Origin of the sequence: Pseudomonas sp. QD4 (assembly GCF_049199125.1) — a bacterium.
GTDB lineage: Bacteria > Pseudomonadota > Gammaproteobacteria > Pseudomonadales > Pseudomonadaceae > Aquipseudomonas.
Map to the genome: position 1 here is coordinate 1,175,596 of NZ_JBLZOM010000002.1, position 26,812 is coordinate 1,202,407.

Annotated in this window: 21 protein-coding genes; 12 read left to right on the forward strand and 9 right to left on the reverse strand. The window is 61.9% G+C overall.

Going from position 1 to position 26,812, the window contains the following annotated elements:
* Positions 1-139 precede the first annotated feature (139 nt).
* The 4 genes from garD to kdgD all read right to left on the reverse strand — a co-directional run bounded on the left by garD (position 140) and on the right by kdgD (position 5,580).
* Entirely contained in the window at positions 140-1,693 is a 1,554-nt protein-coding gene (gene garD, locus ACOZJV_RS16400) for a galactarate dehydratase (RefSeq protein ID WP_078469828.1), read from the reverse strand.
* Positions 1,694-1,705: 12 nt separating this feature from the next.
* Positions 1,706-3,070, reverse strand: coding sequence for an MFS transporter (locus ACOZJV_RS16405; protein ID WP_078469827.1), 1,365 nt, complete (start codon positions 3,068-3,070; stop codon positions 1,706-1,708).
* 86 nt (positions 3,071-3,156) lie between these two features.
* On the reverse strand, positions 3,157-4,602 hold the full coding sequence (locus ACOZJV_RS16410; protein ID WP_020297112.1) for an aldehyde dehydrogenase family protein: 1,446 nt from the start codon (positions 4,600-4,602) through the stop codon (positions 3,157-3,159).
* Positions 4,603-4,668: 66 nt separating this feature from the next.
* Positions 4,669-5,580 (reverse strand): 5-dehydro-4-deoxyglucarate dehydratase, encoded by a 912-nt coding sequence (gene kdgD / locus ACOZJV_RS16415; protein WP_421548044.1) that lies wholly within the window; start codon positions 5,578-5,580, stop codon positions 4,669-4,671.
* Between the two features lie 233 nt (positions 5,581-5,813).
* On the opposite strand from kdgD, the gene ACOZJV_RS16420 reads away from it, so the two are divergent.
* Together ACOZJV_RS16420 and ACOZJV_RS16425 are read left to right on the forward strand one after the other, a co-directional pair.
* The gene (locus ACOZJV_RS16420) at positions 5,814-7,454 is read left to right on the forward strand and encodes a phospholipase (RefSeq protein WP_421548045.1); all 1,641 of its coding nucleotides are present in this window, start codon (positions 5,814-5,816) and stop codon (positions 7,452-7,454) included.
* Between the two features lie 13 nt (positions 7,455-7,467).
* Positions 7,468-7,659 carry a hypothetical protein gene (locus ACOZJV_RS16425; RefSeq protein WP_078469824.1) on the forward strand — a complete coding sequence of 64 codons (192 nt, stop codon included), beginning with the start codon at positions 7,468-7,470 and terminating at the stop codon, positions 7,657-7,659.
* 113 nt (positions 7,660-7,772) lie between these two features.
* Here ACOZJV_RS16425 and ACOZJV_RS16430 read toward each other — a convergent pair whose 3' ends face one another.
* The 4 genes from ACOZJV_RS16430 to ACOZJV_RS16445 form a co-directional block, all read right to left on the reverse strand.
* Positions 7,773-8,522, reverse strand: a complete 750-nt coding sequence (locus tag ACOZJV_RS16430; protein WP_078469823.1) for a FadR/GntR family transcriptional regulator — start codon at positions 8,520-8,522, stop codon at positions 7,773-7,775.
* Positions 8,523-8,680: 158 nt separating this feature from the next.
* The gene (locus ACOZJV_RS16435; protein WP_078469822.1) at positions 8,681-10,408 is read right to left on the reverse strand and encodes an ABC transporter ATP-binding protein/permease; all 1,728 of its coding nucleotides are present in this window, start codon (positions 10,406-10,408) and stop codon (positions 8,681-8,683) included.
* A gap of 97 nt (positions 10,409-10,505) precedes the next feature.
* Positions 10,506-11,066, reverse strand: a complete 561-nt coding sequence (locus tag ACOZJV_RS16440) for a response regulator transcription factor (protein ID WP_020297106.1) — start codon at positions 11,064-11,066, stop codon at positions 10,506-10,508.
* Positions 11,059-12,321, reverse strand: a complete 1,263-nt coding sequence (locus ACOZJV_RS16445; protein WP_020297105.1) for an ATP-binding protein — start codon at positions 12,319-12,321, stop codon at positions 11,059-11,061. Before ACOZJV_RS16445 ends, ACOZJV_RS16440 begins: the two co-directional genes overlap by 8 nt.
* Before the next feature lie 240 nt (positions 12,322-12,561).
* Between ACOZJV_RS16445 and ACOZJV_RS16450 the strand changes: the two genes are divergently transcribed.
* Complete coding sequence (locus tag ACOZJV_RS16450) at positions 12,562-13,278, forward strand: SIMPL domain-containing protein (RefSeq protein ID WP_421548046.1); 717 nt, start codon at positions 12,562-12,564, stop codon at positions 13,276-13,278.
* Between the two features lie 66 nt (positions 13,279-13,344).
* Here the strand turns inward: ACOZJV_RS16450 and ACOZJV_RS16455 are convergent, their stop codons facing one another.
* On the reverse strand, positions 13,345-13,767 hold the full coding sequence (locus ACOZJV_RS16455; protein WP_421548047.1) for a hypothetical protein: 423 nt from the start codon (positions 13,765-13,767) through the stop codon (positions 13,345-13,347).
* Positions 13,768-14,041: 274 nt separating this feature from the next.
* Here ACOZJV_RS16455 and ACOZJV_RS16460 point away from each other — a divergent pair, with 274 nt between their 5' ends.
* From ACOZJV_RS16460 to ACOZJV_RS16500, 9 genes are all read left to right on the forward strand, one after another.
* Positions 14,042-15,643, forward strand: a complete 1,602-nt coding sequence (locus ACOZJV_RS16460; RefSeq protein WP_421548048.1) for an ABC transporter substrate-binding protein — start codon at positions 14,042-14,044, stop codon at positions 15,641-15,643.
* A gap of 259 nt (positions 15,644-15,902) precedes the next feature.
* A complete protein-coding gene (locus tag ACOZJV_RS16465) occupies positions 15,903-17,528 on the forward strand; it encodes an ABC transporter substrate-binding protein (protein ID WP_078469818.1) in 1,626 nt (541 codons plus the stop codon).
* A 303-nt stretch (positions 17,529-17,831) separates the two neighbouring features.
* The gene (locus ACOZJV_RS16470; protein ID WP_201129443.1) at positions 17,832-19,433 is read left to right on the forward strand and encodes an ABC transporter substrate-binding protein; all 1,602 of its coding nucleotides are present in this window, start codon (positions 17,832-17,834) and stop codon (positions 19,431-19,433) included.
* Between the two features lie 161 nt (positions 19,434-19,594).
* Positions 19,595-20,998, forward strand: coding sequence for an OprD family porin (locus ACOZJV_RS16475; protein ID WP_078469816.1), 1,404 nt, complete (start codon positions 19,595-19,597; stop codon positions 20,996-20,998).
* 78 nt (positions 20,999-21,076) lie between these two features.
* Positions 21,077-22,672, forward strand: coding sequence for an ABC transporter substrate-binding protein (locus ACOZJV_RS16480; protein ID WP_421548049.1), 1,596 nt, complete (start codon positions 21,077-21,079; stop codon positions 22,670-22,672).
* Positions 22,673-22,830: 158 nt separating this feature from the next.
* Complete coding sequence (locus ACOZJV_RS16485; protein ID WP_078469814.1) at positions 22,831-23,841, forward strand: ABC transporter permease subunit; 1,011 nt, start codon at positions 22,831-22,833, stop codon at positions 23,839-23,841.
* 11 nt (positions 23,842-23,852) lie between these two features.
* Positions 23,853-24,764 (forward strand): ABC transporter permease subunit, encoded by a 912-nt coding sequence (locus tag ACOZJV_RS16490; protein WP_078469813.1) that lies wholly within the window; start codon positions 23,853-23,855, stop codon positions 24,762-24,764.
* 10 nt (positions 24,765-24,774) lie between these two features.
* On the forward strand, positions 24,775-25,743 hold the full coding sequence (locus tag ACOZJV_RS16495) for an ABC transporter ATP-binding protein (RefSeq protein WP_421548050.1): 969 nt from the start codon (positions 24,775-24,777) through the stop codon (positions 25,741-25,743).
* Positions 25,743-26,714 carry a peptide ABC transporter ATP-binding protein gene (locus tag ACOZJV_RS16500; RefSeq protein WP_078469811.1) on the forward strand — a complete coding sequence of 324 codons (972 nt, stop codon included), beginning with the start codon at positions 25,743-25,745 and terminating at the stop codon, positions 26,712-26,714. Before ACOZJV_RS16495 ends, ACOZJV_RS16500 begins: the two co-directional genes overlap by 1 nt.
* Positions 26,715-26,812 lie beyond the last annotated feature (98 nt).

Below are 26,812 nucleotides of genomic sequence, written 5' to 3' on the forward strand. Positions count from 1 at the left end.
GGTGGTTTCCTAAAACCCCCCCCTAATTTCGTGTTGCCGCCTTATTAACCCCCCCTCCCACCCGTTTTTTTTTTTTTGGGGGCCAAAACCCGGGGGGCCGGGGGGTTTCCCGCCCCCCCCCCCCGACAGGCCATCGGCCTCAGGTAATAGGTGCGGGGTTGAACAAGGTGATGTCGTTGTGCAGCTTGTGCTGCTCGGCCCAGGTCTGCTTCTTTCCACTGGCCACGTCCAGGTAGAAGTGGAACAGCTCCCAGCCCAGCTCTTCAATACTGGCGCGGCCGGTGGCGATGCGCCCGGCGTCGATGTCGATCAGGTCCGGCCAGCGCTGGGCCAGCTCGGTGCGGGTCGAGACCTTGACCACTGGCGCCATCGCCAAGCCATAGGGCGTACCGCGTCCGGTGGTGAACACGTGCAGGTTCATCCCGGCAGCCAGCTGCAAGGTGCCGCAGACAAAATCGCTGGCCGGCGTCGCGCAAAAGATCAGGCCCTTGCGGCTGAAACGCTCGCCCGGGCCCAGCACGCCATTGATCGCGCTGCTGCCGGATTTGACGATGGAGCCCAGGGATTTTTCAACGATGTTCGACAGACCGCCCTTCTTGTTGCCCGGCGTGGTGTTGGCGCTGCGATCCGCCTCGCCCTTGGCCAGGTAGCGGTCGTACCAGTCCATCTCGCGTACCAGCTCGCGGGCCACGGTTTCGGTCTCGGCGCGCGAGGTCAACAGGTAGATGGCATCTCGTACTTCGGTGACTTCGGAAAACATCACCGTTGCCCCCGCTCGCAGCAGCAGGTCCGAGGCATAGCCCAGGGCCGGGTTGGCGGTGATCCCGGAAAACGCGTCACTGCCGCCGCACTGCATGCCCAGGATCAGCTCGGAAGCAGGCACGGTTTCCCGACGCCGCTGGTCGAGCTTCTTCAGGCGCGTTTCGGCCAGCTCCATGATCTGCTCGATCATCTCGGTGAAGCCGTGGCTGGAGTCCTGCAGGCGATACAGCCAGGGTTCGCTGAGGTCCACCGAACTGTCGTTTTCATGCATCACCTGGCCGGCCTGCAACTTCTCGCAGCCCAGGCTGATGACCAGCGCTTCGCCCCCCAGGTTGGGGTTGCGCGCCAGGTTGCGCACGGTGCGGATCGGGATATAGGCATCGGTGGCGGTAATGGCGACGCCGCAGCCGTAGCTGTGGGTCAGGGCCACCACATCATCGACATGGGGGTACTTGGGCAGCAGCTCTTCGCGGATGCGCTTGACCGCATGGTCCAGGACCCCGGTCACGCACTGCACGGTGGTGGTGATTCCCAGGATATTGCGCGTGCCGACCGTGCCGTCGGCGTTGCGATAACCCTCGAAGGTGAACCCTTCCAGCGCAGCCTGGGCCGGCGGCACCTCGGTGGACAGCGGCAGGCTGTCCAGGGGCGGCGCGGTCGGCATGCGCAGTTGGTCTTCCTTGACCCAACTGCCGCGGGGGATTGGCTGCAAGGCATAACCGATGGTCTGGCCATAGCGAATCACCTGGCCGCCTTCGGGGATATCCACCAGCGTCACCTTGTGGCTCTGCGGTACAAAATCCACGGTCACCAGGCCATCGGCAAACTCGGTGCCGGCCGGCACGCCCTGGTCGTTGACCACAATCACTACGTTGTCCAGCTCGTGCAGGCGGATGTAGCGCGGCGAGTCTGAATGTTCAATCAACTGCATGACGCCGCCCCTTCAGGAATGTGCGTGGGAAAGTTTGCTCAACTCGGGGCCGTCGCTTGGCGGCTCCTTGAGCACCACTCGTTTGATCGGGCCAACGATCACCAGGTAGCTGAACACCGCCACCAGCGCGTTGCAGCCGACAAACACCAGGGCCCACTTGAACGAACCGGTGGAACTGATGATGTAGCCAATCACGATCGGCGTGGTGATCGAGGCGATATTGCCGAACATATTGAACAGTCCGCCACTCAGGCCGGCGATCTGTTTTGGCGAGGTGTCCGACACCACTGCCCAGCCCAGGGCGCCCACGCCCTTGCCGAAGAACGCCAGGGCCATGAAGCCGACCACCATCCATTCGATGTCCACGTAGTTGCAGGCCACGATGCTGCTGGACACCAGCAGCCCGGCAATGATCGGCGCCTTGCGCGCGAACGTCAGCGAGTGCCCCTTGCGCAGCAGGTAATCGGAGATCACCCCACCCAGCACGCCTCCGATAAAGCCGCAGATGGCCGGCAGGGAAGCGATGAAACCCGCCTTGAGGATCGTCATGCCGCGCTCCTGCACCAGGTACACCGGGAACCAGGTCAGGAAGAAGTAGGTGATGCCGTTGATGCAGTACTGGCCCAGGTACACCCCGAGCATCATGCGGTTGGTCAGCAACTGGCGCACGTAGTCCCATTTCGGGCCATCGGTGCGTTTGCCTGCGACCTTGTCCTGGTCCATGTCGACCATGCCGCCGTTGTCGGCGATGTGCTTGAACTCGGCCTCGTTGATCATCGGGTGCTGGCGCGGGCTGTGGATAATTTTCAGCCAGATCAGCGAAAACACGATGCCGATCCCGCCCATCACGATAAACACGTGCTGCCAGCCAAAGCGGTAGACGATCCAGCCCATCAACGGCGCGAACAGCACCGTGGCGAAATACTGCGCCGAGTTGAAGATCGCCGACGCCGTACCGCGTTCGGCGGTGGGAAACCAGGCGGCAACGATCCGCGCATTGCCGGGGAAGGATGGCGCCTCGGCCAGGCCCACCAGGAAGCGCAGCATGAACAGCGCCACCACCGCAGTGGAAACCCCGAACTCACCGACATAGCCTTGCAGCACGGTGAACAGCGACCAGGTAAAAATGCTCAGGGCATAGACTTTTTTCGAGCCGAAACGATCGAGCAGCCAGCCACCGGGAATTTGCCCGGCCACATAGGCCCAACCGAATGCAGAGAAGATGTAGCCCAGGGTGACGGCGTCGATACCCAGGTCTTTTTGCAGGCTGGAACCCGCGATGGCGATAGTGGCACGGTCGGCGTAATTGATCGTGGTCACCAGGAACAGCATGAGCAGGATCAAATAGCGGACGTGAGTCGGCTTGGTCGCTTGCATTTGGATGTACTCCCACTATTTATTTTTATGCGGGTAATCACGTTGTGCTGCAGGCGCCGACGAAGCGGCCCCTGCAGATCCAGCCTTTACGATCCGATGTAAGCCGTCTTGACCACGGTGTAGAACTCCTGCGCGTAGCGACCCTGCTCGCGGGAACCGTAGGACGAACCTTTGCGACCACCGAACGGCACGTGGTAGTCGACGCCGGCGGTCGGCAGGTTGACCATTACCATCCCCGCCTGGGAGTGGCGCTTGAAGTGATTGGCATACTTCAGCGAGGTGGTGGCGATGCCTGCCGACAAACCGAATTCGGTGTCGTTGGCCATGGCCAGCGCCGCCTCGTAGTCGGCGACACGCACCACGTTGGCCACCGGGCCGAAGATCTCTTCGCGGCTGATGCGCATCGAGGCTTCACTGTCGGCAAACAGAGTCGGGGCCAGGAAGTAGCCTTCGGTGTCGCAGGTCACCAGCGCGCCACCACTGACCAGGCGTGCACCTTCGGACTGGCCGATATCGATGTACTTCAGGTCCTGCTCCAGTTGCGACTGGGACACTACCGGGCCGATATCGGTGCCGGCTTTCAGGGCATGGCCGACCTTGATCGACTGCATGCGCTCGGCCATCGCGGCAACGAACTTATCGTGAATGCCCGCGGTGACAATCAGCCGGCTCGACGCCGTGCAACGCTGACCGGTGGAATAGAACGCGCTCTGTACCGCCAGCTCCACCGCCTGCTTGAGGTCGGCGTCGTCGAGGATGATCTGCGGGTTCTTGCCGCCCATCTCCAGCTGCACCTTGGCCTGGCGCGCCACGCAGTTGACGGCGATCTGCCGCCCTACGCCCACCGAGCCGGTAAAGCTGATGCCGTCGACTTTCGGGCTGTTGACGATGGCGTCGCCCACCAGGCGGCCGCTGCCCATCACCAGGTTGAACACGCCAGCCGGGAAGCCGGCGCGGGAAATGATTTCCGCCAGGGCCCAGGCGCAACCCGGCACCAGGTCGGCAGGCTTGAGCACCACGCAGTTGCCGTAGGCCAGGGCCGGGGCGATCTTCCAGGCCGGGATCGCGATCGGGAAGTTCCACGGCGTGATCAGGCCCACCACACCCAGGGCTTCGCGGGTCACTTCGACGTTGACGCCCGGGCGCACCGAGGGCAGGTAATCGCCCGACAGGCGCAGGCACTCACCGGCGAAGAACTTAAAAATGTTACCGGCACGCGCCACTTCACCGATGGCTTCGGGCAGGGTCTTGCCCTCTTCCCGGGCCAGCAGGGTGCCGAGCTCTTCACGGCGGGCGAGGATCTCGCTGCCGACTTTGTCCAGCGCGTCGCTGCGCGCCTGGATGCCCGAGGTCGACCAGGCCGGGAACGCCGCACGCGCAGCGTCGATGGCGGCATGCACCTGGGCCAGGTCGGCCTTGGCGTACTCGCCGATCACCTCGGACAGGTCCGACGGGTTGATATTGGTGGAGTAGTCGGCGCCGGCAACCCATTGGCCACCGATGTAGTTATCGAATCGTTTTGCCTCTGCCACGAAGTCACTCCTCACACAAAATTCTGTACGTAAAAGGCCGCTGATTACTCAGCGGCCCCGGATCAATTACTGCGCACCCTGAGCGTCGATCAACGCCGCCAGTGCTTCGTATTCTTCCGGCAGCAGATCGGTCAGCGGGGCCCGTACCGGGCCTGCGTCGTGACCGACGATTTTCGCCCCGGCCTTGACGATGCTCACTGCGTAACCGGCTTTGCGGTTGCGGATATCCAGGTAAGGCAGGAAGAAGTCATCGATGATCTTGCCGACCGTAGCGTGATCATCACGGGCAATGGCGTGGTAGAAATCCATCGCGGTTTTCGGGATGAAGTTGAACACCGCCGAGGAGTACACCGGCACGCCCAGGGCCTTGTAGGCCGCGGCATAGACTTCAGCGGTCGGCAGGCCGCCGAGGTAGCTGAAGCGATCGCCCAGGCGACGGCGGATCGACACCATCAACTCGATGTCGCCCAGGCCGTCCTTGTAGCCGATCAGGTTCGGGCAACGCTCGGCCAGGCGCTCCAGCAGCGACGCGTTGAGGCGGCAGACGTTGCGGTTGTAGACCACGACGCCGATTTTTACCGATTTGCACACGGCCTCAACGTGGGCCGCAACCCCGTCCTGGCTGGCTTCGGTCAGGTAGTGCGGCAGCAACAGCAGGCCCTTGGCCCCCAGGCGCTCGGCCTCTTGGGCGTATTCGATGGCCTGGCGGGTCGAACCGCCAACGCCGGCAAGAATCGGCACGCTGGTGGCGCAGGTATCGACTGCAGTCTTGATGACTTCCGAATATTCACTGGCCGCCAGGGAGAAGAACTCGCCAGTGCCGCCCGCGGCGAACAGCGCCGAGGCGCCGTAAGGGGCGAGCCATTCGAGACGCTTGATGTAGCCCGCGCGATGGAAGTCGCCCTGAGCATTGAAGTCGGTGACCGGGAAAGACAACAGGCCATGGGAGAGGATGGACTTCAGTTCTTGTGGATTCATTATTCGAACACCCTGGGAAACATTGTGATGGAAAAGACCTCAGGCTTGGCTGAAGTTGTAGGTCATCGTACAACTAAAAATATAATCGTCAACTGCATTTCGTCGTTACAAAGAAAATTGATCGGCTCGCCTGCGGCTCCTTGACGGGCCAATGATTTCATCTAAGCTCGATTTAACTGTATATACATACAGTTAAATAATGACCTGAACGATGACATATCAAGGAGCTAGAAATGTCAGCACTCTCAACCCCCCTGCCGCAACAAGCATCGCTTGCCGGCAAAATCGCGGCCGATCTCGACCAGCTGTTCAGCGAACAGGGCCTGGCCATCAACGGCGATGGCGACAGCCTGCTGCTGCGCGTCGCCCCTCACCACAGCCGCAAACATTCGCCTCCCAGGCCGCCGGGCACACCACCGGAAAACCCGCTGAAACCCAAGCCCCAGTTGCGTTTCGAAGGTGGCGAGCACACCGCTATCGGCGACAACACCTGGTTGCGCTTCGCCGCGGATGCCCCGCCGATTGCTGCCTCCCAGGTCGAATTGCACCTGCCCAATGGCCTGGCACTGACCTATGGCCAGGTAGTGGCGCTGGGCGGTGACTTCTACGGCATCCCCGACCGACCGATCAGCGAAGGCGCTTCGGCGGTGGAGCGCGTGCAGCGTTTCAGCGCGGCCTTCAACTCCCTGGCGGTCCTGCCGGCGTCGAAAGACGAAGCGCGGCAGATCCTCGCGGTGATGCAGAAAGAAATCGTCGCCACACACCAGGCGATCCGCGATGGCAAGCAGCCCCATGAGGCGTATGACGCCCTTGGAGATACGTTGTCTGAAGAGTGGAACCGGATTACCGGCGGTGGCAGCGTGGTCTCGCCGATGCTGCCCCTGGGGCGCTACCTGAAGTTGGCGGCGAACAACGCCGACCACTTTGGCGAGTGGGCAAAGCTTGCCTACATCGCCGGGCACAGCGCGGCACTGGAGCAGGCGCGATTGGCTCATGGCAGCGCCGACACCCAACCGTTGGAGCTGGCCTATGCAATGAACGCCTTTGCCGATCACTACCTCACCGACCTGTTCTCCGCAGGCCACCTGCGGGTGCCGCGCAAACAACTGGCGGCGGTGGTCACCCCCAGTGACCTGGGTTCGCTGATTACCCGCTTCATGCACGACGAAGACAGCAAGTTCGGCCTCAATGTCCGCAACGCCCGAGGCGAGCAATGGCACGCCTATGGCGACAAGCGTTACTTCGACACCGTCGACCAGCGCAATCGCCAGCAGGTGCAACGGGCCGTGCAGAGCTCGGCCGATGAAATCTTCGCCTGCTACCAGAGTGGTAACCCGGCGGCGCCTGCCAGCTTCGCCGCGCTGCAAGGGCTGCCGGACCTGCAAGCGGTCTCCAGCCCTGGTGCCAACTTCTCGCCCCTGTTCGTGACCCAAGGCGACAAGGTGCTGCGCCGCAGCGACGTCAATAACCTCAACGACAGCAAGACCGTCGACAACTGGTGGGGCTGGAGCACCTATCTGCTGCTGACCCACTACACACCCAACAAACCCGCCGGCTACCTCGAAGCGCCACCGGCAGCGCCGACCATCCTGGCCGACGGCTGGCAAAGCCAGACGCCGAGCGAACCCAACTGGCTACCGGGCAATGCAGTGCGTTACGCCATCAGCGAAAGCCAGGGGCTCAGCGAGTCGTACACCGGACCCTGGTCGGCCTATGCCCAACTCAGCGACCGTTTCCAGCCGACCCTGGGCATTGCCGCAGCCTCAGGCAGCAGCCTGACACGCAACGTTTACCGGCAATTTCTTGGGGGTTCGCCCGAGCTGATCGCCAGTATCGACGCCAGTTCCACCACCTTTATCGACCGCATTGCCTGACAAGGACCTCACCATGAGTATCAACCTGACACTGCAACTGGCCTCCGGCCAATCTCTCCAGGGCGCGCCCCTGGAACTGCTGTCCAACGGCGTAGCGATTGCCCGCGCGCAGGTGGCCGCCGACGGCAAAGTGACGTTCGACACCTCAGCCCACGAGGGCCAACTGGCCGTGAGAGTCGACCGCTCGATTCTGCAAAGCGCTTGATCCGCTGAAAAGCATCGCGGGCAAGGCCGCCCCCTACAACCGGTAGGGGGCGAGCTTGCCCGCGATGTCATTGCACCCGAAGCTTGATCAGCGGCGCCTGCTGGAGAAATGGCCTAGCCGCGCTGCGCTTCTGCCTCCTCGTGGGCATGACGCAGGCGTTCGCGGCTGTTGGTCAGGTGCAAACGCATCGCCGCACGGGCTGCATCCGAATCCTGGCGGGCGATGGCCTCATAAATCTCTTCATGCTCGCGGCTCAGGCGCCCCATGTAGTGCTTCTGGTCATCGTGGGCCAGGCGCGCCGAGTTGAGCCGGGTCCGCGGAATGATGCTGGTACCCAGGTGGGTCATGATGTCGGTGAAATAGCGGTTGCCGGTGGACAGCGCGATTTGCAGGTGAAACTGGAAGTCAGAGGCGACAGCATCGCTGTCATGGGCTGCGCTTTCATTCAACGCATCCAGTGCCGCGCGCATGGCGGCCAGTTGCTCATCGCTGCGACGCAGTGCGGCGAGCCCTGCCGACTCCACTTCGAGGCTGATGCGCAGCTCGAGGATCGCCAGCACATCACGCAGGGTGACCACGGTGGCCGGGTCGATTCGAAAACCGCTGGGGCTTGGGGTGTCCAGAACAAAGGTACCGATACCGTGGCGGGTTTCCACCTGCCCCGCCGCCTGCAAGCGGGAGATCGCCTCGCGGACCACGGTCCGGCTGACGCCGTGGGCTTCCATGATCGCCGACTCGGTCGGCAACTTGTCACCGCGCTTGAGCAGCCCATCACGGATCTGTTCGGACAGCACCGTGACCAGCTCCTGCGCCAGGCTACGGCGCTTGCGGGGTAGGCGGGGCGCGGTGTTGAGGTTTTCCATGGTGGGCATCTTTTTAGGCAACTGAGAACGCATCATAGCTCAGCTTAGTTGTACGATCACCGTCCAGCGTAAACCCTGTCTTATTCGACAGGAAAAAGGACAGCCGTTGAGGTCAAGCACGCCGGCCAGCACCTGGGTGCCGACCGGCGCAGCCGATGCTAGGCCAGCATCGACTGTTCGATCAGTTGTCCGTGCTCGATCCGGATGTGCCGAGGATGGAAGCGCTTGAGGCTGCTGCGGTGACCAACGCTGACAATGCTCAAGCCTGGCAGTTGATCAATCAGCGCCTGGTAGAGCGTCGCCTCGTCTTCTTCGTCCATGGCGGATGTGGCTTCGTCCATGTACAGCCAGGTCGGCGCATAGAGCAATGCACGGGCAAAGGCCAGGCGCTGCTGCTCGCCGGGAGACAACATGCGCTGCCAGTGATTGCTTTCGTCCAGGCGTGATACCAGGTGCGGCAGGCGGCAGGTTTCCAACACTTGCACGTAGCGTTCGTGAGGGTAGGTGTCGCCAGACTGTGGATAACTCAAGGCTTCACGCAGGCTACCAATGGGCAAGTAAGGTTTTTGCGGTAAAAACAGATAACGCTGGTCCGGCATGCGAATACTGCCGTGACCCGCAGGCCACAAGCGCCCCATCGCCCGCAACAACGTGCTTTTGCCACTGCCGGAACGACCGCTGAGCATCAGGCGCTCGCCGGGGGCAACGCTCATTTCGGCCCCTTCCAGCAGGTTGCGGCCATCAGCCAAGTCCAGCCCAAGGTCATGCACCTTCAGCTCGCCGCCTTCGTTTTGCACATCGATGGCCGGGGTGCGCTCTTCGTTTTCGCTCATGGCCTGGCGGAAGCTCAACAGACGATCACAGGTCGCGCGCCACGCGGCCAGGTCGGAGTACGCCGAAATAAACCAGCTGAAGTTCTCCTGCACATTGCCGAACGCCGAGTTGATTTGCATCAGCTCACCCAGCTCGATCTTCCCAGCGAAGTAACGCGGGGCTGCGACGATAAACGGGAAGATGACGGCAATCTGGCCATAGCCGGCGGTGAAGAAGGTCAGACGCTTGGAGACCTTCATGATGTCCCAGAAGTTGTGCCAGACCATGCCGAAGCGTGCGCTCAGGCGCCGGTTCTCGTTGCTCTCGCCGTTGTACAGGGCAATGCTCTCGGCGTTTTCACGAACCCGGACCATGGAGAAACGCAGGTCGGCTTCAAACCGTTGTTGATTGTTATTGAGGCCGATCAGGCGTCGACCGATCAGGTGCGTCAGCCAACTGCCGACGGCGGCGTACACCAGCGCGCACCAGAACATATAGCCGGGAATGGTGTAGCCGTAGACCTCGATGCTGCCCGAGACGCCCCAGAGGATGATGGAAAACGACACCAGGCTGACCACCGTGCGGATCAGCCCCAGGCCAAGGCTCAGGGTATTGCTGGTGAAGCTGTTGAGGTCTTCGGAAATCCGCTGGTCCGGGTTGTCGGTGTAACCGCCCTGCTCCAGCTGGTAGTAGTTTTTATTGCCGAGCCAGCGGGCGAAGTGTTTCTCGGTCAGCCAGGCCCGCCAGCGAATGGTCAGCATCTGGGTCAGGTAAAGGCGATACACCGCACCGAGAATCGCCACGGCGGCAATCCCGCAGAAATACAGAATCAGGTGCCAGAACGCCGCTTCGTCCTTCTTTTGCAGGGCGTTGTAGAAATCCTTGTACCAACTGTTGATCCACACCGAGATCGCCACGCTGAACAGCGACAGGGCGATCACTGCAATCAGCAGCAACCAGGCCTTGCCCTTCTCCTCGCTGCGCCAGTATGGCGTGACCATCGCCCAGACCCGTCGGAAAAACTGCCCGCGCACAGTATCGTTGACCGCGGAATATTCAGCGTTCTGATTCATCGTTGTGGCTCGGTAGGGAAGGGGCAAGCTCTGAGCCGATCATAGTTGATCGGCTGGCTTTTTCACGATGCCTTGCGGACATTCGTTCAGGCGCGGTTCAGCGGCGTACCGGGCGCTTCTGCAACTTGCGCTGCAAGGTGCGCCGATGCATGCCCAGGGCGCGGGCAGTGGCGGAGATGTTGCCTTCATGCTCGGTCAGCACACGCTGGATGTGCTCCCACTGCAGGCGGTCCACCGACATCGGGTTTTCCGGCACCAGGGTGTCCAGGTCGGCGTGTTCGGAGAGCAGCGCGGCCAGCACATCGTCGGCATCCGCCGGCTTGCACAGGTAATTGCAGGCACCGCGCTTGATCGCCTCGACAGCGGTGGCGATGCTCGAATAGCCGGTCAGGATCAGCACGCGCATTTCCGGATCCAGCTCAAGCAGCTTGGGCAGCAGCACCAGGCCGGAGTCGCCGTCCATTTTCAGGTCCAGCGCGGCATAGTCCGGCAAGTCCTGCTGGGCGATGGTCAGGCCTTCCTCGGCAGAACCTGCGGTGCTGACGCGAAAACCGCGACGGCTCATGGCGCGGGCCATTACGCGGGTAAAAGTAGCGTCGTCGTCCACCAGCAATAGATGCGGCAGCTCTTCGCCTTCGACTTGGGGTTCGTCACTCATCTTGGTCTCCTCGGGCGACACGGGGCAGGCGCAGCTCGGTAAGCGTGCCACCTTCCTCATGACTGTAGAGTTTCACTGAGCCACCGGCGCGGGTCACGCTGGCCTTGCTCAAAAACAGGCCCAGGCCGAAACCTTTGCCCTTGGTGGTAAAAAACGGCTTGCCGATCTGCTCGGCGATGGCCAAGGGTACGCCGGGACCGTGGTCACGAATACTGATGGTCAGGTTTTCCTCGTCCCAGTCCAGGCGGACTTCCAGCCCTTCGGGGCAGGCATCGGCGGCATTGTTCAGCAGATTGAGCAAGGCCTGGGTCAGGTCTGGCGGCGGCGCCAGGCGCGGCACCGGTCCCTGGCCCAGCAGCAGGAAGCGATAACTGGCTTCGGGGCGCATCAGGTGCCAGCGGTTCAAGGCTTCATCCAGCCACTGGGTGACTTCCTGCATCTCCACCGCCAGGCGCCGGTTAGCTTCGGCGGCGCGCACCAGTTGCTGCAGGGTTTCCTTGCACAGCTTGACCTGGTCCTGGAGCACGCTCAGGTCGTCCTGCAACAGCGGATCGGGATGGTCCTGGCGCATTTCCTTGAGCAACACGCTCATGGTCGCCAACGGTGTACCCAACTCATGGGCGGCACCGGCGGCCTGGGTGGCCACGGCCAGCAATTGCTGGTCCCGCAGGCCCTCTTCACGACGGATCGCCCGCAGCTCTTCCTGGCGGCGCAACTCTTCGGCCATGCGCGCGGCGAAAAAGGTGATCACCGCCGCGGCCAGGGCAAAACTCAGCCACATGCCGTAGATCTGCAGGTTTTCCCGGGCGATGGGGAAGGTCTGCAGCGGATAGAACTGCGCCAGCAGCAGGGTGTACATGGTCAGCGCGATACCGGAGAGAATCACCGAGTAACGCCATGGCAGGGTCACGGCGGCGATGGTCAGTGGCACCAGGTAATAGGAGACGAAAGGGTTGGTCGACCCCCCCGAGAAATACAGCAGCGCGCTGTGGATAAACAGGTCGCAGGCCAGCTGCACCGCGTACTCCAACTCAGTGACCGGCCATGAGGTACGCAGCCGAATCGCCGTGAAGGCGCAGAGGATCATCGAAAAGCCGAGGGTCACCGCCAGTTGCAGCCAGGGCAGCGGCAGCAGGTCAAACCAGTAGGCAAGCCCCACCGAACCGGCCTGGGCAGCCAGGACCAGGGTGCGGATAAAGGTCAGGCGCCAGAGGTTCTGGCGAGTGGCGGAAAGCAATTGTACGGGGGCGAGCATGAGCTCTCCTGATGAGCGCTCCAGGCGGATCGCGACGAGTATAACCAAGCAGCACGCCCCGCAGGCAAAACTGCGGCAAAGCGTCACAGAAAAGCAGTGGCAAGCGCCAAGTTTTAAGCTACAAGCCTAGGGGTTCTCAACTGGCAGCCTGGCGCTTGAAACTTGCCGCTGCCCAAAACTGTCTGATGGTTTCACGCAGGAACGGGACCGTCACCTGTGGACCGTACTCAAGGAGTTTTCATGCATACATTCAGTCGCAGCGCCGCCCTTCTCGCCCTCAGCATCGGCTCCATCGCCAGCCTGCCGGCGCTGGCCGCCGATGAGCTGCATTACAACCAGATCGCCCTGCGCGCCGAAGTCAGCCAGGAAGTGGCGCGCGACCTGATGATCGTCACCCTGTACAGCGAAGCCCAGGATGCCGATCCGGCCAAGCTGGCGGCGCAGATCACCACCACCATGAACAAGGCCCTGGGCCAGGCTCGTCAGGTCAAGGACATCACCTTGCGCCAGGGCAGCCGCAACAGCTACCCGATCTATGACACCAAGGGCCAGAAAATCACTGGCTGGCGCGAGCGCGCTGAATTGCGCCTGGAAAGCTCGGACTTCGCCGCCCTGTCCAAGCTCACCGGCGAGATGCTCGGCGACCTGAAAATGGCCGGCATGGACTTCGCCATCGCCGACCCGACCCGCAAGACCAGCGAAGACGCCCTGCTCAAGGACGCGGTCAACGCCTTCAAGGCCCGCGCCCAACTGGCCACCGACGCCCTGGGCGGCAAGGGTTACAAAATCGTCAACCTGAACCTCAACAGCAACGGTTATCCACAGCCGTACATGCGCGCACCGATGATGATGAAAGCGGCCAGCATGGATTCGGCGCCGGTGACCCCGGAAGTCGAGGCCGGCACCAGCCAGGTCAGCATGACCGCCGATGGCTCGATTGAAGTCTTGATGCAATAAGCGGTTGCCGGACCTGCCGCCCGGCGGGTCCGGCTCACCACACAAGCCGCCTGCGGCTCGGGCGGCTTACTGCAGCTTGCGCATGATATTGCTGAGCCGAGCCTGGCTGGCCAGGGTGCAGCCCATGGCGAAATCAGATTCCAGCATCTGGCGCTCCATCGCATTGCGGCACACCTCGAGCACCGCGCTCAAGGCGTCGGGATTCAGCCCGTACCAATAAATCAGTTTCACTCGGTAGGGTGCCTGGTTGAGGCGTTCCAGACGCTCCTGCCGCTCTCTTTCCTCAGACCGCTGCCGCAGCGTCATGGCGGCCAGATTCGCGTTGTTGCACCAGCTGTAATGCGGTTTGTTCTTGACCGAGTCGCACGCCCGAAGCGTGCTGAATAGGCGAGAAGTGTCCTCAAGAAACCACGCAACCGGCGGCGACTTCTCTTCACTGCAACCTGCCAGCAGCAGGCACCCAGCCACCATCCACCCTCTAACACCCATGATCCTGCCCCTGTCCCTTTGACGAAAAATGCCTGCCCCGGGCCGTGATCAGCAAACCGGTCTATCCATAACCTGGCAGCGTCCAGCTCCCCTTTTCCCTCCTTGCTCCCTGGGAACGCGCAACTTTACTAGGCTTGGGCTGGAATAACGATGCGCTGGTTTTGGTTATGAGCTGCTAACCAACCTGCTGTTTCTGATTCAACCCGGCAGCGGTAATCTCACGCCTGCCTTTTTCGCCCTGGCCGCTCTGGCCCGGTCATCACTAGGGGACTTCATGGACACGATTGCCTTTAAACCGCTGCTGCTCGCCGCCAGCCTGCTGGCCTGTGCGCCCCTGGCCCAGGCCGCCTCGACCCTGGTCTATTGCTCGGAAGCCAGCCCGGCCGGCTTTGACCCGAGCCAATACACCAGCGGCACCGACTTCGACGCCTCGGCCGAGACCGTGTTCAACCGCCTGACCCAGTTCAAGCGCGGCGCAACCGAGGTCGAGCCGGGCCTGGCCACCTCCTGGGATGTGTCCAAGGATGGCCTGAGCTACACCTTTCACCTGCGCGAAGGGGTGAAATTCCACAGCACCGACTACTTCACCCCCAGCCGCGACTTCAACGCCGACGACGTGCTGTTTACCTTTCAGCGCCTGCTCGACCCTGAAAACCCGTTCCGCAAGGCCTACCCCTCGGAGTCGCCGTACTTCACCGACATGGGCCTGAACACCACGATCAAGAGCATCGACAAGGTCGACGAGCACAGCGTGCGCTTCAGCCTGAACAACGTCGACGCCGCCTTTGTGCAAAACCTGGCCATGAGTTTTGCCTCGATCCAGTCCGCCGAATACGCCGCGCAGTTGCTCAAGCAGGGCAAGGCCGCCGACCTCAACCAGAAACCGATCGGCACCGGGCCATTCGTGTTCAAGCGCTATCAGAAGGATTCGCAGATTCGCTTCACCGGCAACACCGCCTACTGGAAACCCGAGGACGTGAAGCTCGACAACCTGATCTTCTCGATCACCCCCGACGCGGCGGTACGTTTGCAGAAGCTCAAGGCCGGTGAGTGCCAGGTCAGCGGTTACCCGCGCCCGGCCGATATCGAAGTGATGGAAAAAGACCCCAACCTGCGGGTGCTCCAGCAGCCCGGCTTCAACCTCGGGTTTCTCGCCTACAACGTGACCCACCCACCGCTGGACCAGCTCAAGGTGCGCCAGGCCCTGGACATGGCCATCGACAAGCCGGCCATCATCAAGGCGGTGTACCAGAGCGCCGGGCAACTGGCGCAGAACGCTCTGCCACCGGCGCAATGGTCATTCGACCCGAACATCAAGGACGCGCCCCACGACCCGGCCAAGGCCCGCGCCCTGCTCAAGGAAGCCGGAGTGGCACCGGGTACGACCCTCAACCTCTGGGCCATGACCGTGCAGCGGGCGTCCAACCCCAATGCGCGGATGTCGGCACAGATGATCCAGGAGGATTGGGCCAAGGTCGGGATCAAGGCCAATATCGTCAGCTATGAATGGGGCGAGTACATCAAGCGCGCCAAGAACGGCGAGCATGACGTGATGATCTACGGCTGGACCGGCGACAACGGCGACCCGGACAACTGGCTCGGCGTGCTCTACAGCTGCGCAGCGGTCAAAGGCAGCAATTACGCCAAATGGTGCGACCCGGCCTACGACCAGTTAGTGCAAAAGGCCAAGCTGAGCAGCGATCGTGACGAACGCATCAAGCTCTACCAGCAGGCGCAACTGATCCTCAAACAGCAAGTGCCGATCACTCCGATCGCCAACTCCACGGTGTTCCAGCCGCTGCGCAAGGAAGTGCAGGACTTCAAGATCAGCCCGTTCGGCCTCACGCCGTTCTACGGCGTCAGCCTGAATAAATAACCCTCAAGCGTGAACCAACCGGGTGCATCAGACGCCCCGGTTGTGCTGTTTTGGCCGTAAAAACAGCAAAAAATGCCTGCGCAAACGATCAAATGCGTCAAATTTTATACATATGCGACATTCATGTACGTTCGTTCCACTGTTTAAGACCTGCGGCAGTTCTGCATCTTGCATTGGGTATGAGGCCTGCATAAGTATCGGCAGGTCGACTCACGAGGTCGTCCTCTAACCAAAAATGACAACAAATCATGAGGCCACCATGCTTAAACACGCGGTCATTCCGTTTTTACTCGGCGCAGGCTTGCTTGCCAGCGCACCCTTCGCCCACGCGGCCACTAACCTGGTGTTCTGCTCTGAAGGGAGCCCGGCCGGTTTCGACCCTGGCCAGTACACCACCGGAACCGACTTCGATGCCTCGGCAGAAACCATCTACAACCGCCTCAGCCAGTTCGAACGTGGCGGCACCGCCGTCGTTCCGGGCCTCGCCACCAGCTGGGATATCTCCGACGACGGCCTGACCTACACCTTCCATCTGCGCGAAGGGGTCAAATTCCACACCACGCCGTACTTCACCCCGACCCGTACTTTCAACGCCGACGACGTGCTCTTCACCTTCAACCGCATGATCGACAAGGACATGCCGTTCCGTAAGGCCTACCCCACCGAATTCCCTTACTTCACCGACATGGGGATGGACACCAACATCACCCAGGTCGAGAAGATCGACGACAAGACGGTCAAGTTCCACCTCAAGAGCGTCGACGCCGCCTTTATCCAGAACATCGCCATGAGCTTCGCTTCGGTGCAGTCCGCCGAGTACGCCGACAAGCTGCTCAAGGAAGGCAAGGCCAGCGACCTCAACCAGAAGCCGATCGGCACCGGGCCGTTCGTGTTCAAGAGCTACCAGAAAGACTCCAACATCCGTTACACCGGCAACAAGGACTACTGGAAGCCTGAAGACGTGAAGATCGACAACCTGATCTTCGCCATCACCACCGACCCGTCGGTGCGAGTCCAGAAGCTGAAGAAAAACGAATGCCAGGTCACGCTATCTCCGCGTCCGGCCGACCTCAAGGCACTCAAGGAAGACAAAGACCTGAAGATGCCGGAGCAGGCAGGCTTCAACCTGGGCTATGTGGCCTACAACGTGATGCCGGTACTCAAGGGCGGCACCGAACCCAATCCGCTGGCCAACCTCAAGGTGCGCCAGGCCATGGACATATCGGTGAACAAAGCCCAGATCATCGACTCGGTCTACCAGGGCGCCGGCCAGTTGGCGGTCAACGCCATGCCGCCGACCCAATGGTCCTATGACACCACCATCAAGGACGCCAAGTACGACCCCGAGAGGGCCAAGCAACTGCTCAAGGAAGCCGGCATCAAGGAAGGCACCCAGATCACCCTGTGGGCCATGCCGGTACAGCGTCCCTACAACCCGAACGCCAAGCTGATGGCGGAAATGCTGCAGTCCGACTGGGGCAAGATCGGTCTTAAAGTGAACATCGTCAGCTATGAGTGGGGCGAGTACATCAAGCGCTCCAAAGGCGGCGAGCAGCAGGCGATGATCATCGGCTGGAGCGGCGACAACGGTGACCCGGACAACTGGCTCGGCACCCTGTTCGGTTGCGACGCCATGAACGGCAACAACTTCTCCAAGTGGTGCGACAAGCCCTATGACGCACTGATCAAGCAAGCCAAGGCCACGCCGGATGTGGCCAAGCGCACCGAGCTGTACAAGCAGGCGCAACACATCATCAAAGACCAGGTTCCAATGACACCTATCGCACACTCGACGGTGTTTCAACCGATGCGCAACTCCGTGCAGGACTTCAAGATCAGCCCGTTCGGCTTGAACTCCTTCTACGGTGTCAGCATCAGCAAATAAGGCACGGTGGCGACGTCCAACGACGTCGCCACCAGCCCTGCCACGTCACGGGTCACCCGCCATCTCCGGAATCGCTGCTCTTTTCAGGCAGCAGACTGCGGGATTTTCAGCGGTTTCCTACGAGACGTTAAGGCTCCCGCGCATTTACGGCTTCGCCGATGACCTCTACCGTCAAGGCTGGGTGAATCTGTATCCGTGAGCCGGCGTTTGCTGCAAGCGATGGTTGAATATCAATGACGCGTCCACGTTCCAGGAAGGAGCTATTGCGCATTGATCACACACATAAAAAGGAGAGGCACCGTCATGCGTCATACCCTGGTTTTATCGGCACTGCTCGGCACCGGCCTGCTGGCCGCCAGCACCATCAGCCTGGCCGCAGGCAACAGCCTGGTGTTCTGCTCGGAAGGCAGCCCGGCAGGCTTCGATACCGCGCAGTACACCACCGCCACCGACAACGATGCCGCCGAACCGCTGTACAACCGGTTGGTGGAGTTTGAAAAAGGCGCCACCACCGTGGTGCCCGGGCTGGCCACGCGCTGGGATATTTCCCCGGACGGCCTGACCTACACCTTCCACCTGCGTGAAGGGGTGAAGTTCCACACCACCCCGTACTTCACACCCAGCCGCACCTTCAATGCCGACGACGTGCTGTTCACCTTCAACCGCATGCTCGATAGCGAGCACCCGTTCCGCAAGGCCTACCCCACCGAGTTTCCCTACTTCGACGGGATGAGCCTGAACAAGAACATCGCCAAGGTCGAGAAGACCGGGCCGCTGACCGTGGTCATGACCCTGAACTCGGTGGACGCCGCGTTCATCCAGAACATCGCCATGAGCTTTGCCGCGATCCTCTCCGCCGAATACGCCGAGCAATTGCTCAAGACCGGCAAGCCCAACGAGATCAACCAGAAGCCGATCGGCACCGGGCCCTTCGTGTTCCAGCGCTACCAGAAAGACTCGCAAATCCGCTACGCCGGCAACAAACACTACTGGGACCCGAGCCGGGTCAAGCTCGACAACCTGATCTTCGCCATCAACACCGACGCCTCGGTGCGGGTGCAGAAGCTCAAGGCCGGCGAGTGCCAGGTCACCCTGCACCCGCGCCCCGCCGATGTGGCCGCGCTCAAGCAGGACCCGAAACTGCAATTGATCGAAAAGCCCGGGTTCAACCTCGGCTACATCGCCTACAACGTGCGCCACAAACCGTTCGACCAGCTCGAAGTGCGCCAGGCGCTGGACATGGCGGTGAACAAGGCCAGCATCCTCAACGCGGTGTATCAGGGCGCGGGGCAACTGGCGGTCAATGGCATGCCGCCGACCCAGTGGTCCTACGACGAAAGCATCAAGGATGCTGCCTACAATCCGGAAAAAGCCCGTGAGCTGCTCAAGGCCGCCGGGGTCAAGGAAGGCACCGAAATCACCCTCTGGGCCATGCCCGTGCAGCGTCCCTACAACCCCAACGCCAAGCTGATGGCCGAGATGCTTCAGGCCGACTGGGCGCAGATCGGGCTCAAGGTGAAAATCGTCAGCTACGAATGGGGCGAGTACATCAAGCGCACCAAGAACGGCGAGCATGACATCAGCCTGATTGGCTGGACCGGCGACAACGGTGACCCGGACAACTGGCTCGGCACCCTCTACAGCTGCGACGCCATTGGCGGCAACAACTACTCCATGTGGTGCGACCCGGCCTACGACACGCTGATCAAGCAGGCCAAGCTGATCACCGACCGCGAGCAACGCACCGTGCTCTACAAACAGGCCCAGCAGTTGCTCAAGCAGCAGGTGCCGATCACGCCTGTCGCTCACTCGACGGTCAACCAGCCGTTGAGCGCCAAAGTCGAAGGGTTCAAGGTCAGCCCCTTCGGCCGTAACGTGTTCTCGGGCGTCAGCCTCGACCAATAACTGAAAACCCAAAGCCTGGGGGCGTTATCGCCCTCATGCAGGCCTGTTGCCTGAATTCGGCTAACGCGGCTGATGCAAACGTTTGCGATGACCTGAATGAGTTCCAAACCGATAGCCGGATCACTGAAGACCGGCACATAAAAAGCAAAGGAGCCTCACCGATGAAACCAAGCAAGATTGCATTATTGGCCCTGGCTATCAGCAGCGTCAGCGCTGTGGCCCATGCCGAAACCGTCAGCCAGCAATTCGTGCCGACCACGCTCAGCGACACCAGCGCCCAGGCCGAAAGCAAAGGGTTCGTCGAAGGGCAGAGCCTTTCGGGCACCACCCGCAACTGGTACGCCAACGAGTTGCGCCGCCGCGATGATCGCTTCTCCTACAACCACAACAACGTGGCGACCCCGACCGCGCGCCGTATCAACTGGGTCCAGGGCACCATCCTCAACTACAGCTCGGGCTTTACCCAGGGCACCGTCGGTTTCAGCACCGAAGTCGCGGTCTACAACGCGATTGCCCTGGACCGTGACCGCAAGGACATCGCCGGCCCGAACAACCGTACCCTGACCCATGCCGACGGCGACGCAGTGGGCCAGTGGAGCAAGCTCGGCCTGGCCAACGTCAAGGCACGGATTTCCAACACCACCCTGACCGCCGGGCGCCAGAACGTCAGCACGCCAGTGGTCGACGTCATCGGTAACCGGCCACTGCCCTCCAGCTTCCAGGGGGTGAGCCTGCACAGCGAAGAATTCAACAACCTGTCGTTCGACCTCGGCACCTACGACCGCGTATCGCCACGCTCCGAGCAGAGCGTGACCAAGTTCGTCTCCGAGTATCAGCAACGGGCAGAGACCGACCACGTCAATATCGCCGGCCTCAACTACCAACCCACCAAAAGCCTGAAGACCAGCCTCTACGGCAGCCACGTCGAAGACTTCTGGAACCAGTACTACTTCGGCGCCACCCACCAACTGGGTGACAGCTCGGTGTTGAGCCTGACCACCGGCCTCAACTACTACAAGACCACCGACAGCGGCAAAGCCAAGATCGGCGGCATCGACAACGACACCTACAGCCTGTCCCTGGGGCTGACCCACCAGGCCCATACCCTGACGTTCTCCTACCAGGAAGTGAACGGCGACGAATACTTCGACTACCTGCACGACACCAACGGCATCTACCTGGCCAACTCCCTGCTGTCGGACTTCAACGCCCCGAACGAGAAATCGTTCCAGATCGCCTATGGCCTCGACCTGGCCCAATACGGCGTACCGGGTCTCAAGTTCAACGTATACAGCGCGCGTGGCTGGGGTATCGATGGTACGAACTACAAGTACACCGGCATCGGCTACGGCACATCGGGTAAATCGCGCAGCGACCTGCGCCTGATGGACGGCGAGAAGCACCAGGAGTACGGCGTCGGCGCTTCATATGCGGTGCAGAGCGGCCCGCTCAAGGCCACCGCGATCCGCGCGACCTACACCACGCACCGCGCCAGCTCCGAACAACCCGACGGCAACCTCAACGAGTTCCGCCTGGTGACCACCATTCCATTCAACATTCTCTAGGCCGCCAGTCGGAGGGCGGACTCAGGAAGAGTCCGCCATTCAAGCTAATCTGGTTCAACTGATTGCAGAGGGTTCCTGATGAAATTGCTTCCCCTGAAAGCGGCCATCGCCGCCGCCCTGCTGACCCTTGCCACAAGCGCCTGGGCCAAGCCCCTCGTGGTCTGTACCGAAGCCAGCCCGGAAGGCTTCGATATCGTCCAATTCACCACCGCAGTCACCGCCGATGCGGCGGCAGAAACCCTGTTCAACCGTTTGGTGGACTTCAAGCCCGGCACCGTAGACATCCAGCCCGCCCTGGCCGAGTCCTGGGAGATCAGCCCGGATGGGCTGCGCTACACCTTTCACCTGCGCCAAGGGGTGAAGTTCCACAGCACCGATTACTTCAAGCCAACCCGCAACCTGAACGCCGACGATGTGCTCTGGAGTTTCCAGCGCCAGCTGGACCCGAAACATCCCTGGCATGACAAATCCAGCGTGGGTTTCCCCTACTTCGAGAGCATGGGCTTCAAAGAGCTGCTCAAGAGCGTCGAGAAAGTCGACGAGCACACCGTGGTCTTCACCCTGACCCGGCGTGAATCGCCCTTTCTCGCCGACATTGCCATGGCCTTTGCTTCGATCTACCCGGCCGAATACGCCGACCAGTTGCTCAAGGCCGGCAAAACCGCCGAGCTCAACAGCAAACCGATCGGCACCGGGCCCTTCGTCTTCAACCGTTACGCCAAGGATGCCCAGGTCCGGTTCAAGGCCAACCCGGAGTACTTCCGTGGTGCGCCCCCGGCTGATCCGCTGATTTTCGCCATCACTACCGACAACAACGTGCGCCTGCAAAAGCTCAAGGCCAACGAATGCCAGATCGCCCTCTACCCCAAGCCCGATGACATCCCCAGCATCAAGACCAATCCCAACCTCAAGCTCGCCGAGCTGGCGGCGATGATCACCAGCTACACCGCGATGAACACCACCCGCCCTTATATCAGCGATGTCCGGGTACGCAAGGCCATCGATATCGCCTTCGACAAACAGGCCTACGTCGACAGCCTGTACGGCAAGGACAACGCCATACTCGGCACCGGGCCTTACCCGCCGACCCTGCTAGGCTTCAACCGGAGCCTGACAAACCCGGCGCGCGACCTCGACAAGGCCCGGGCGCTGCTCAAGGAAGCCGGGGTTCCCGAAGGCACCGTGCTGACCCTGTTCACCCGCAACGGCGGCGGCCCGACCAACCCCAATCCGTTGCTGGGCGCGCAGATGATGCAGTCCGACCTGGCCCAGATCGGACTCAAGCTCGACATCCGCGTCATGGAATGGGGAGAGATGCTCAAACGGGCCAAGAATGGCGAACACGATCTGGTGACGGCCGGCTGGGCTGGCGACAACGGCGACCCGGATAACTTCGTCACACCGAACTTGAGTTGTGATGCGGCGAAAAACGGCGAAAACTACGCCCGCTGGTGCAACAAGGCCTTTCAAGCGTTGATCGATCAGGCCCGTGCCGACACCGAACCGACGCAACGCGCGGCACTCTATGAAAAAGCCCAGCTGGTTTTCGCTGAAGACCAACCCTGGATTCCCACGGCCTATCCAAAAATGTTCACGGCCATGCGCAAGAACGTCGAGGGTTACCACCAGAACCCGTTGACCAATAACAACTTCGCCACGACCCAGGTGAAGTAGAAATGAACCTGTTCACGCTCCAGCAAGCGACGCCCGGCCATGTTTGACGCGCCATGAGCCCAGCGCAGCAGATCGTGACCAGGTTCTAAGAAACGCCTGGCCCCCTTGACCCCAAGGAGGCCGGGCACGCCTAACCGGCTGATGAGGTACTCCAGAAGATGTTTAGTTTTATCGCCCGCCGTGTGGGGTTGTTGATCCCCACCTTCTTCGGCATCACCTTGCTGACGTTTGCCCTGATTCGCATGATTCCCGGCGACCCCGTGGAAGTCATGATGGGCGAACGCCGGGTCGACCCCGAGATGCATGCCCAGGCAATGGAGCGCCTTGGCTTGAACAAACCGCTGTACGCCCAGTACCTGGACTACATCGGCAAGCTGGCCCATGGCGACCTGGGCGAGTCCCTGCGCACCCGCACCAGTGTCTGGACCGAGTTCACCTCGCTGTTCCCGGCGACCCTGGAGCTGTCCATGGCCGCCCTGCTGTTCGCCGGCATCCTCGGCCTGCTGGCCGGGGTGATCGCGGCCTTGAAACGAGGGTCCCTGTTCGACCATGGGGTCATGGGCATCTCCCTGGCCGGGTACTCGATGCCGATCTTCTGGTGGGGCCTGATCCTGATCATGTTCTTCTCGGTCAGCCTGGGCTGGACCCCGGTTTCCGGGCGCATCGACCTGCTCTACGACATCGAGCCGAAAACCGGCTTCATGCTGATCGACACGCTGCTGGCCGATGACACGGGGGCCTTCTTCGACGCCCTGCATCACCTGATCCTGCCGGCCATCGTGCTCGGCACCATTCCCCTGGCGGTGATCGCGCGGATGACCCGCTCCTCGATGCTCGAAGTGCTGCGCGAAGACTACATTCGCACGGCCCGGGCCAAAGGCCTGTCGCCAGCACGGGTGGTGTTTGTCCACGGCCTGCGCAACGCGCTGATTCCGGTGCTGACGGTGGTCGGCCTGCAAGTCGGCACACTGCTGGCCGGCGCGGTCCTGACCGAGACCATCTTCTCCTGGCCCGGGGTCGGCAAGTGGCTGATCGAAGCCATCGGCGCCCGGGATTACCCCGTGGTGCAAAACGGCATCCTGTTAATTGCCTGCCTGGTGATTCTGGTCAACTTCGTGGTGGATATCCTCTACGGCTTTGCCAACCCACGCATCCGCCACCAGCGCTGAGATCAAGACCTATGAGCACTCCAACCTCCTCGGTAGCAGTCGATCAAAGCCTGCTCTACCCCTCCCCGTACAAAGAGTTCTGGCACGCTTTCTCGCGCAACAAAGGCGCCGTGGCCGGGCTGCTGTTCATGCTGCTGATCATTTTTTGTGCAATCTTCGCCCCCTGGGTCGCGCCCCATAACCCCAGCGAGCAATACCGCGACTTCCTGCTGACCCCGCCGGCCTGGCTCGAAGGCGGACAACTGCAGTTCCTGCTGGGCACTGACGAACTGGGGCGTGACCTGCTGTCACGGCTGATCCAGGGGTCGCGGCTGTCGCTGATCATCGGCTTGTCGTCGGTGGTCATGTCGCTGATCCCGGGGGTGATGCTGGGCCTGTTTGCCGGGTTCTTCCCGCGCCTGCTGGGCCCGACCATCATGCGTCTGATGGACATCATGCTGGCCCTGCCTTCGCTGCTGCTGGCGGTGGCGATTGTCGCCATCCTCGGCCCTGGCCTGATCAACACCGTGATCGCCATCGCCATCGTGTCCTTGCCGTCTTATGTGCGCCTGACCCGCGCCGCAGTGATGGGCGAATTGAACCGCGACTACGTGACCGCCGCGCGCCTGGCCGGTGCCGGCCTGCCGCGCCTGATGTTCATCACCGTGCTGCCTAATTGCATGGCACCGCTGATCGTGCAGGCGACCCTGAGCTTTTCCTCGGCGATTCTCGATGCCGCCGCCCTGGGCTTCCTCGGCCTCGGCGTACAGCCGCCGACCCCGGAGTGGGGCACCATGCTGGCCTCGGCCCGCGACTATATCGAGCGCGCCTGGTGGGTCGTCAGCCTGCCCGGCCTGACCATTTTGCTCAGCGTGCTGGCAATCAACCTGATGGGCGACGGCCTGCGCGATGCGCTGGACCCGAAACTCAAAAACGCCGCCTGAGGAGATTCCCATGTCACTGCTAGAAATCAAGAATCTCAACGTGCGCTTCGGCGACGCCAAGGCCGTCCCCGTGGTCGATGGCCTCGACCTGAGCGTGGACAAGGGCGAAGTCCTGGCCATCGTCGGCGAATCGGGCTCCGGAAAGTCGGTGACCATGATGGCGCTGATGGGGCTGATCGAGCACCCGGGCATCGTCACCGCCGACGCCTTGCACTTCGACGGCAAGGACATGCTCAAGCTCAGCGCGCGGCAACGCCGACAGATAGTCGGCAAGGACCTGGCCATGGTCTTCCAGGACCCGATGACCGCGCTGAACCCGAGCTACACCGTGGGCTTCCAGATCGAGGAAGTGCTGCGCCTGCACCTGAAAATGTCGAGCAAGGCGGCCCGCAAGCGTGCCATCGAGCTGCTGGAAAAAGTCGAAATCCCCGGCGCCGCCAGCCGCATGAACGCCTACCCCCATCAACTGTCTGGCGGCATGAGCCAGCGCGTGGCAATCGCCATGGCCATTGCCGGCGAGCCCAAGCTGCTGATTGCCGACGAGCCGACCACGGCCCTGGACGTGACCATTCAGGCGCAGATCATGGACCTGCTGCTCAACCTGCAACGGGAACAGAACATGGGCCTGGTGCTGATCACCCACGACCTCGCGGTGGTGGCCGAAACCGCCCAGCGGGTGTGCGTGATGTACGCCGGCCAGGCGGTGGAAGTCGGCCAGGTGCCGGAGCTGTTCGACATTCCCGCTCACCCCTACAGCGAAGCGTTGCTGGCGGCGATTCCCGAACACAGCATGGGCGCGGCGCGTCTCTCGACCCTGCCGGGCATTGTCCCCGGGCGGTATGACCGGCCCCAGGGCTGCCTGCTGTCGCCGCGCTGCCCGTACGTGCAGGACCACTGCCGGCAGCAACGCCCGGGCCTGGACCCGAAAGCCGCCAGCCTCGCCCGTTGCTTCTACCCGCTGAATCAGGAGGTGGCGTAATGGCCGTCGTTCTTACCGCCCGCGACCTGACCCGTCACTACGAAGTGTCCCGTGGCCTGTTCAAGGGCACCGCCCTGGTGCGCGCGCTCAATGGGGTGTCGTTCGAACTCGAAGCCGGCAAGACCCTGGCCGTGGTGGGCGAGTCCGGCTGCGGTAAGTCGACCCTGGCCCGCGCCCTGACCCTGATCGAAGAGCCCTCCTCCGGCTCGTTGAAAATCGCCGGGCAGGAAGTGGCCGGGGCCGACAAGGCGCAGCGCAAGCAATTGCGCAAAGACGTGCAGATGGTGTTCCAGAGCCCGTACGCATCGCTCAATCCACGGCAGAAGGTCGGTGACCAACTGGCCGAACCGCTACTGATCAACACCAAGCTGTCTGCCGCCGAGCGCCGCGAAAAAGTCCAGGCGATGATGAAACAGGTCGGGCTGCGCCCCGAGCATTACCAGCGCTACCCCCATATGTTTTCCGGCGGCCAGCGCCAGCGCATCGCTCTGGCCCGAGCCATGATGCTGCAACCCAAGGTGCTGGTGGCGGACGAACCGACCTCGGCCCTCGACGTATCGATCCAGGCCCAGGTGCTCAACCTGTTCATGGACCTGCAGCAGGAGTTCAACACCGCCTACGTGTTTATCTCCCACAACCTGGCGGTGGTGCGGCACGTCGCCGACCAGGTCATGGTGATGTACCTCGGCCGGCCGGTGGAAATGGGTCCCAAGGAGGAGATCTACAGCAGGCCCCTGCACCCCTACACCCAGGCCCTGCTCTCGGCCACGCCGACCATTCACCCGGATCCGGACAAACCGAAAATCAAGATCGTCGGCGAGTTGCCCAACCCGCTGAACCCGCCCTCCGGCTGCGCCTTCCACAAACGCTGCCCTTACGCCACTGAACTGTGCAGCACTGAAGAGCCGGCCTTGCGCCTCCTCGACAACCGCCAGGTCGCCTGCCACTACGCCGAACAGTTTCTCGGCTGAGCCACAAAAAAACGCCCCCGGAATCAATCCGGGGGCGCCGGTTTCGCTCAAACCTCCCAGGGCATGGGTGCATAGCACCCGCAGCCAGGGAGGCGTCT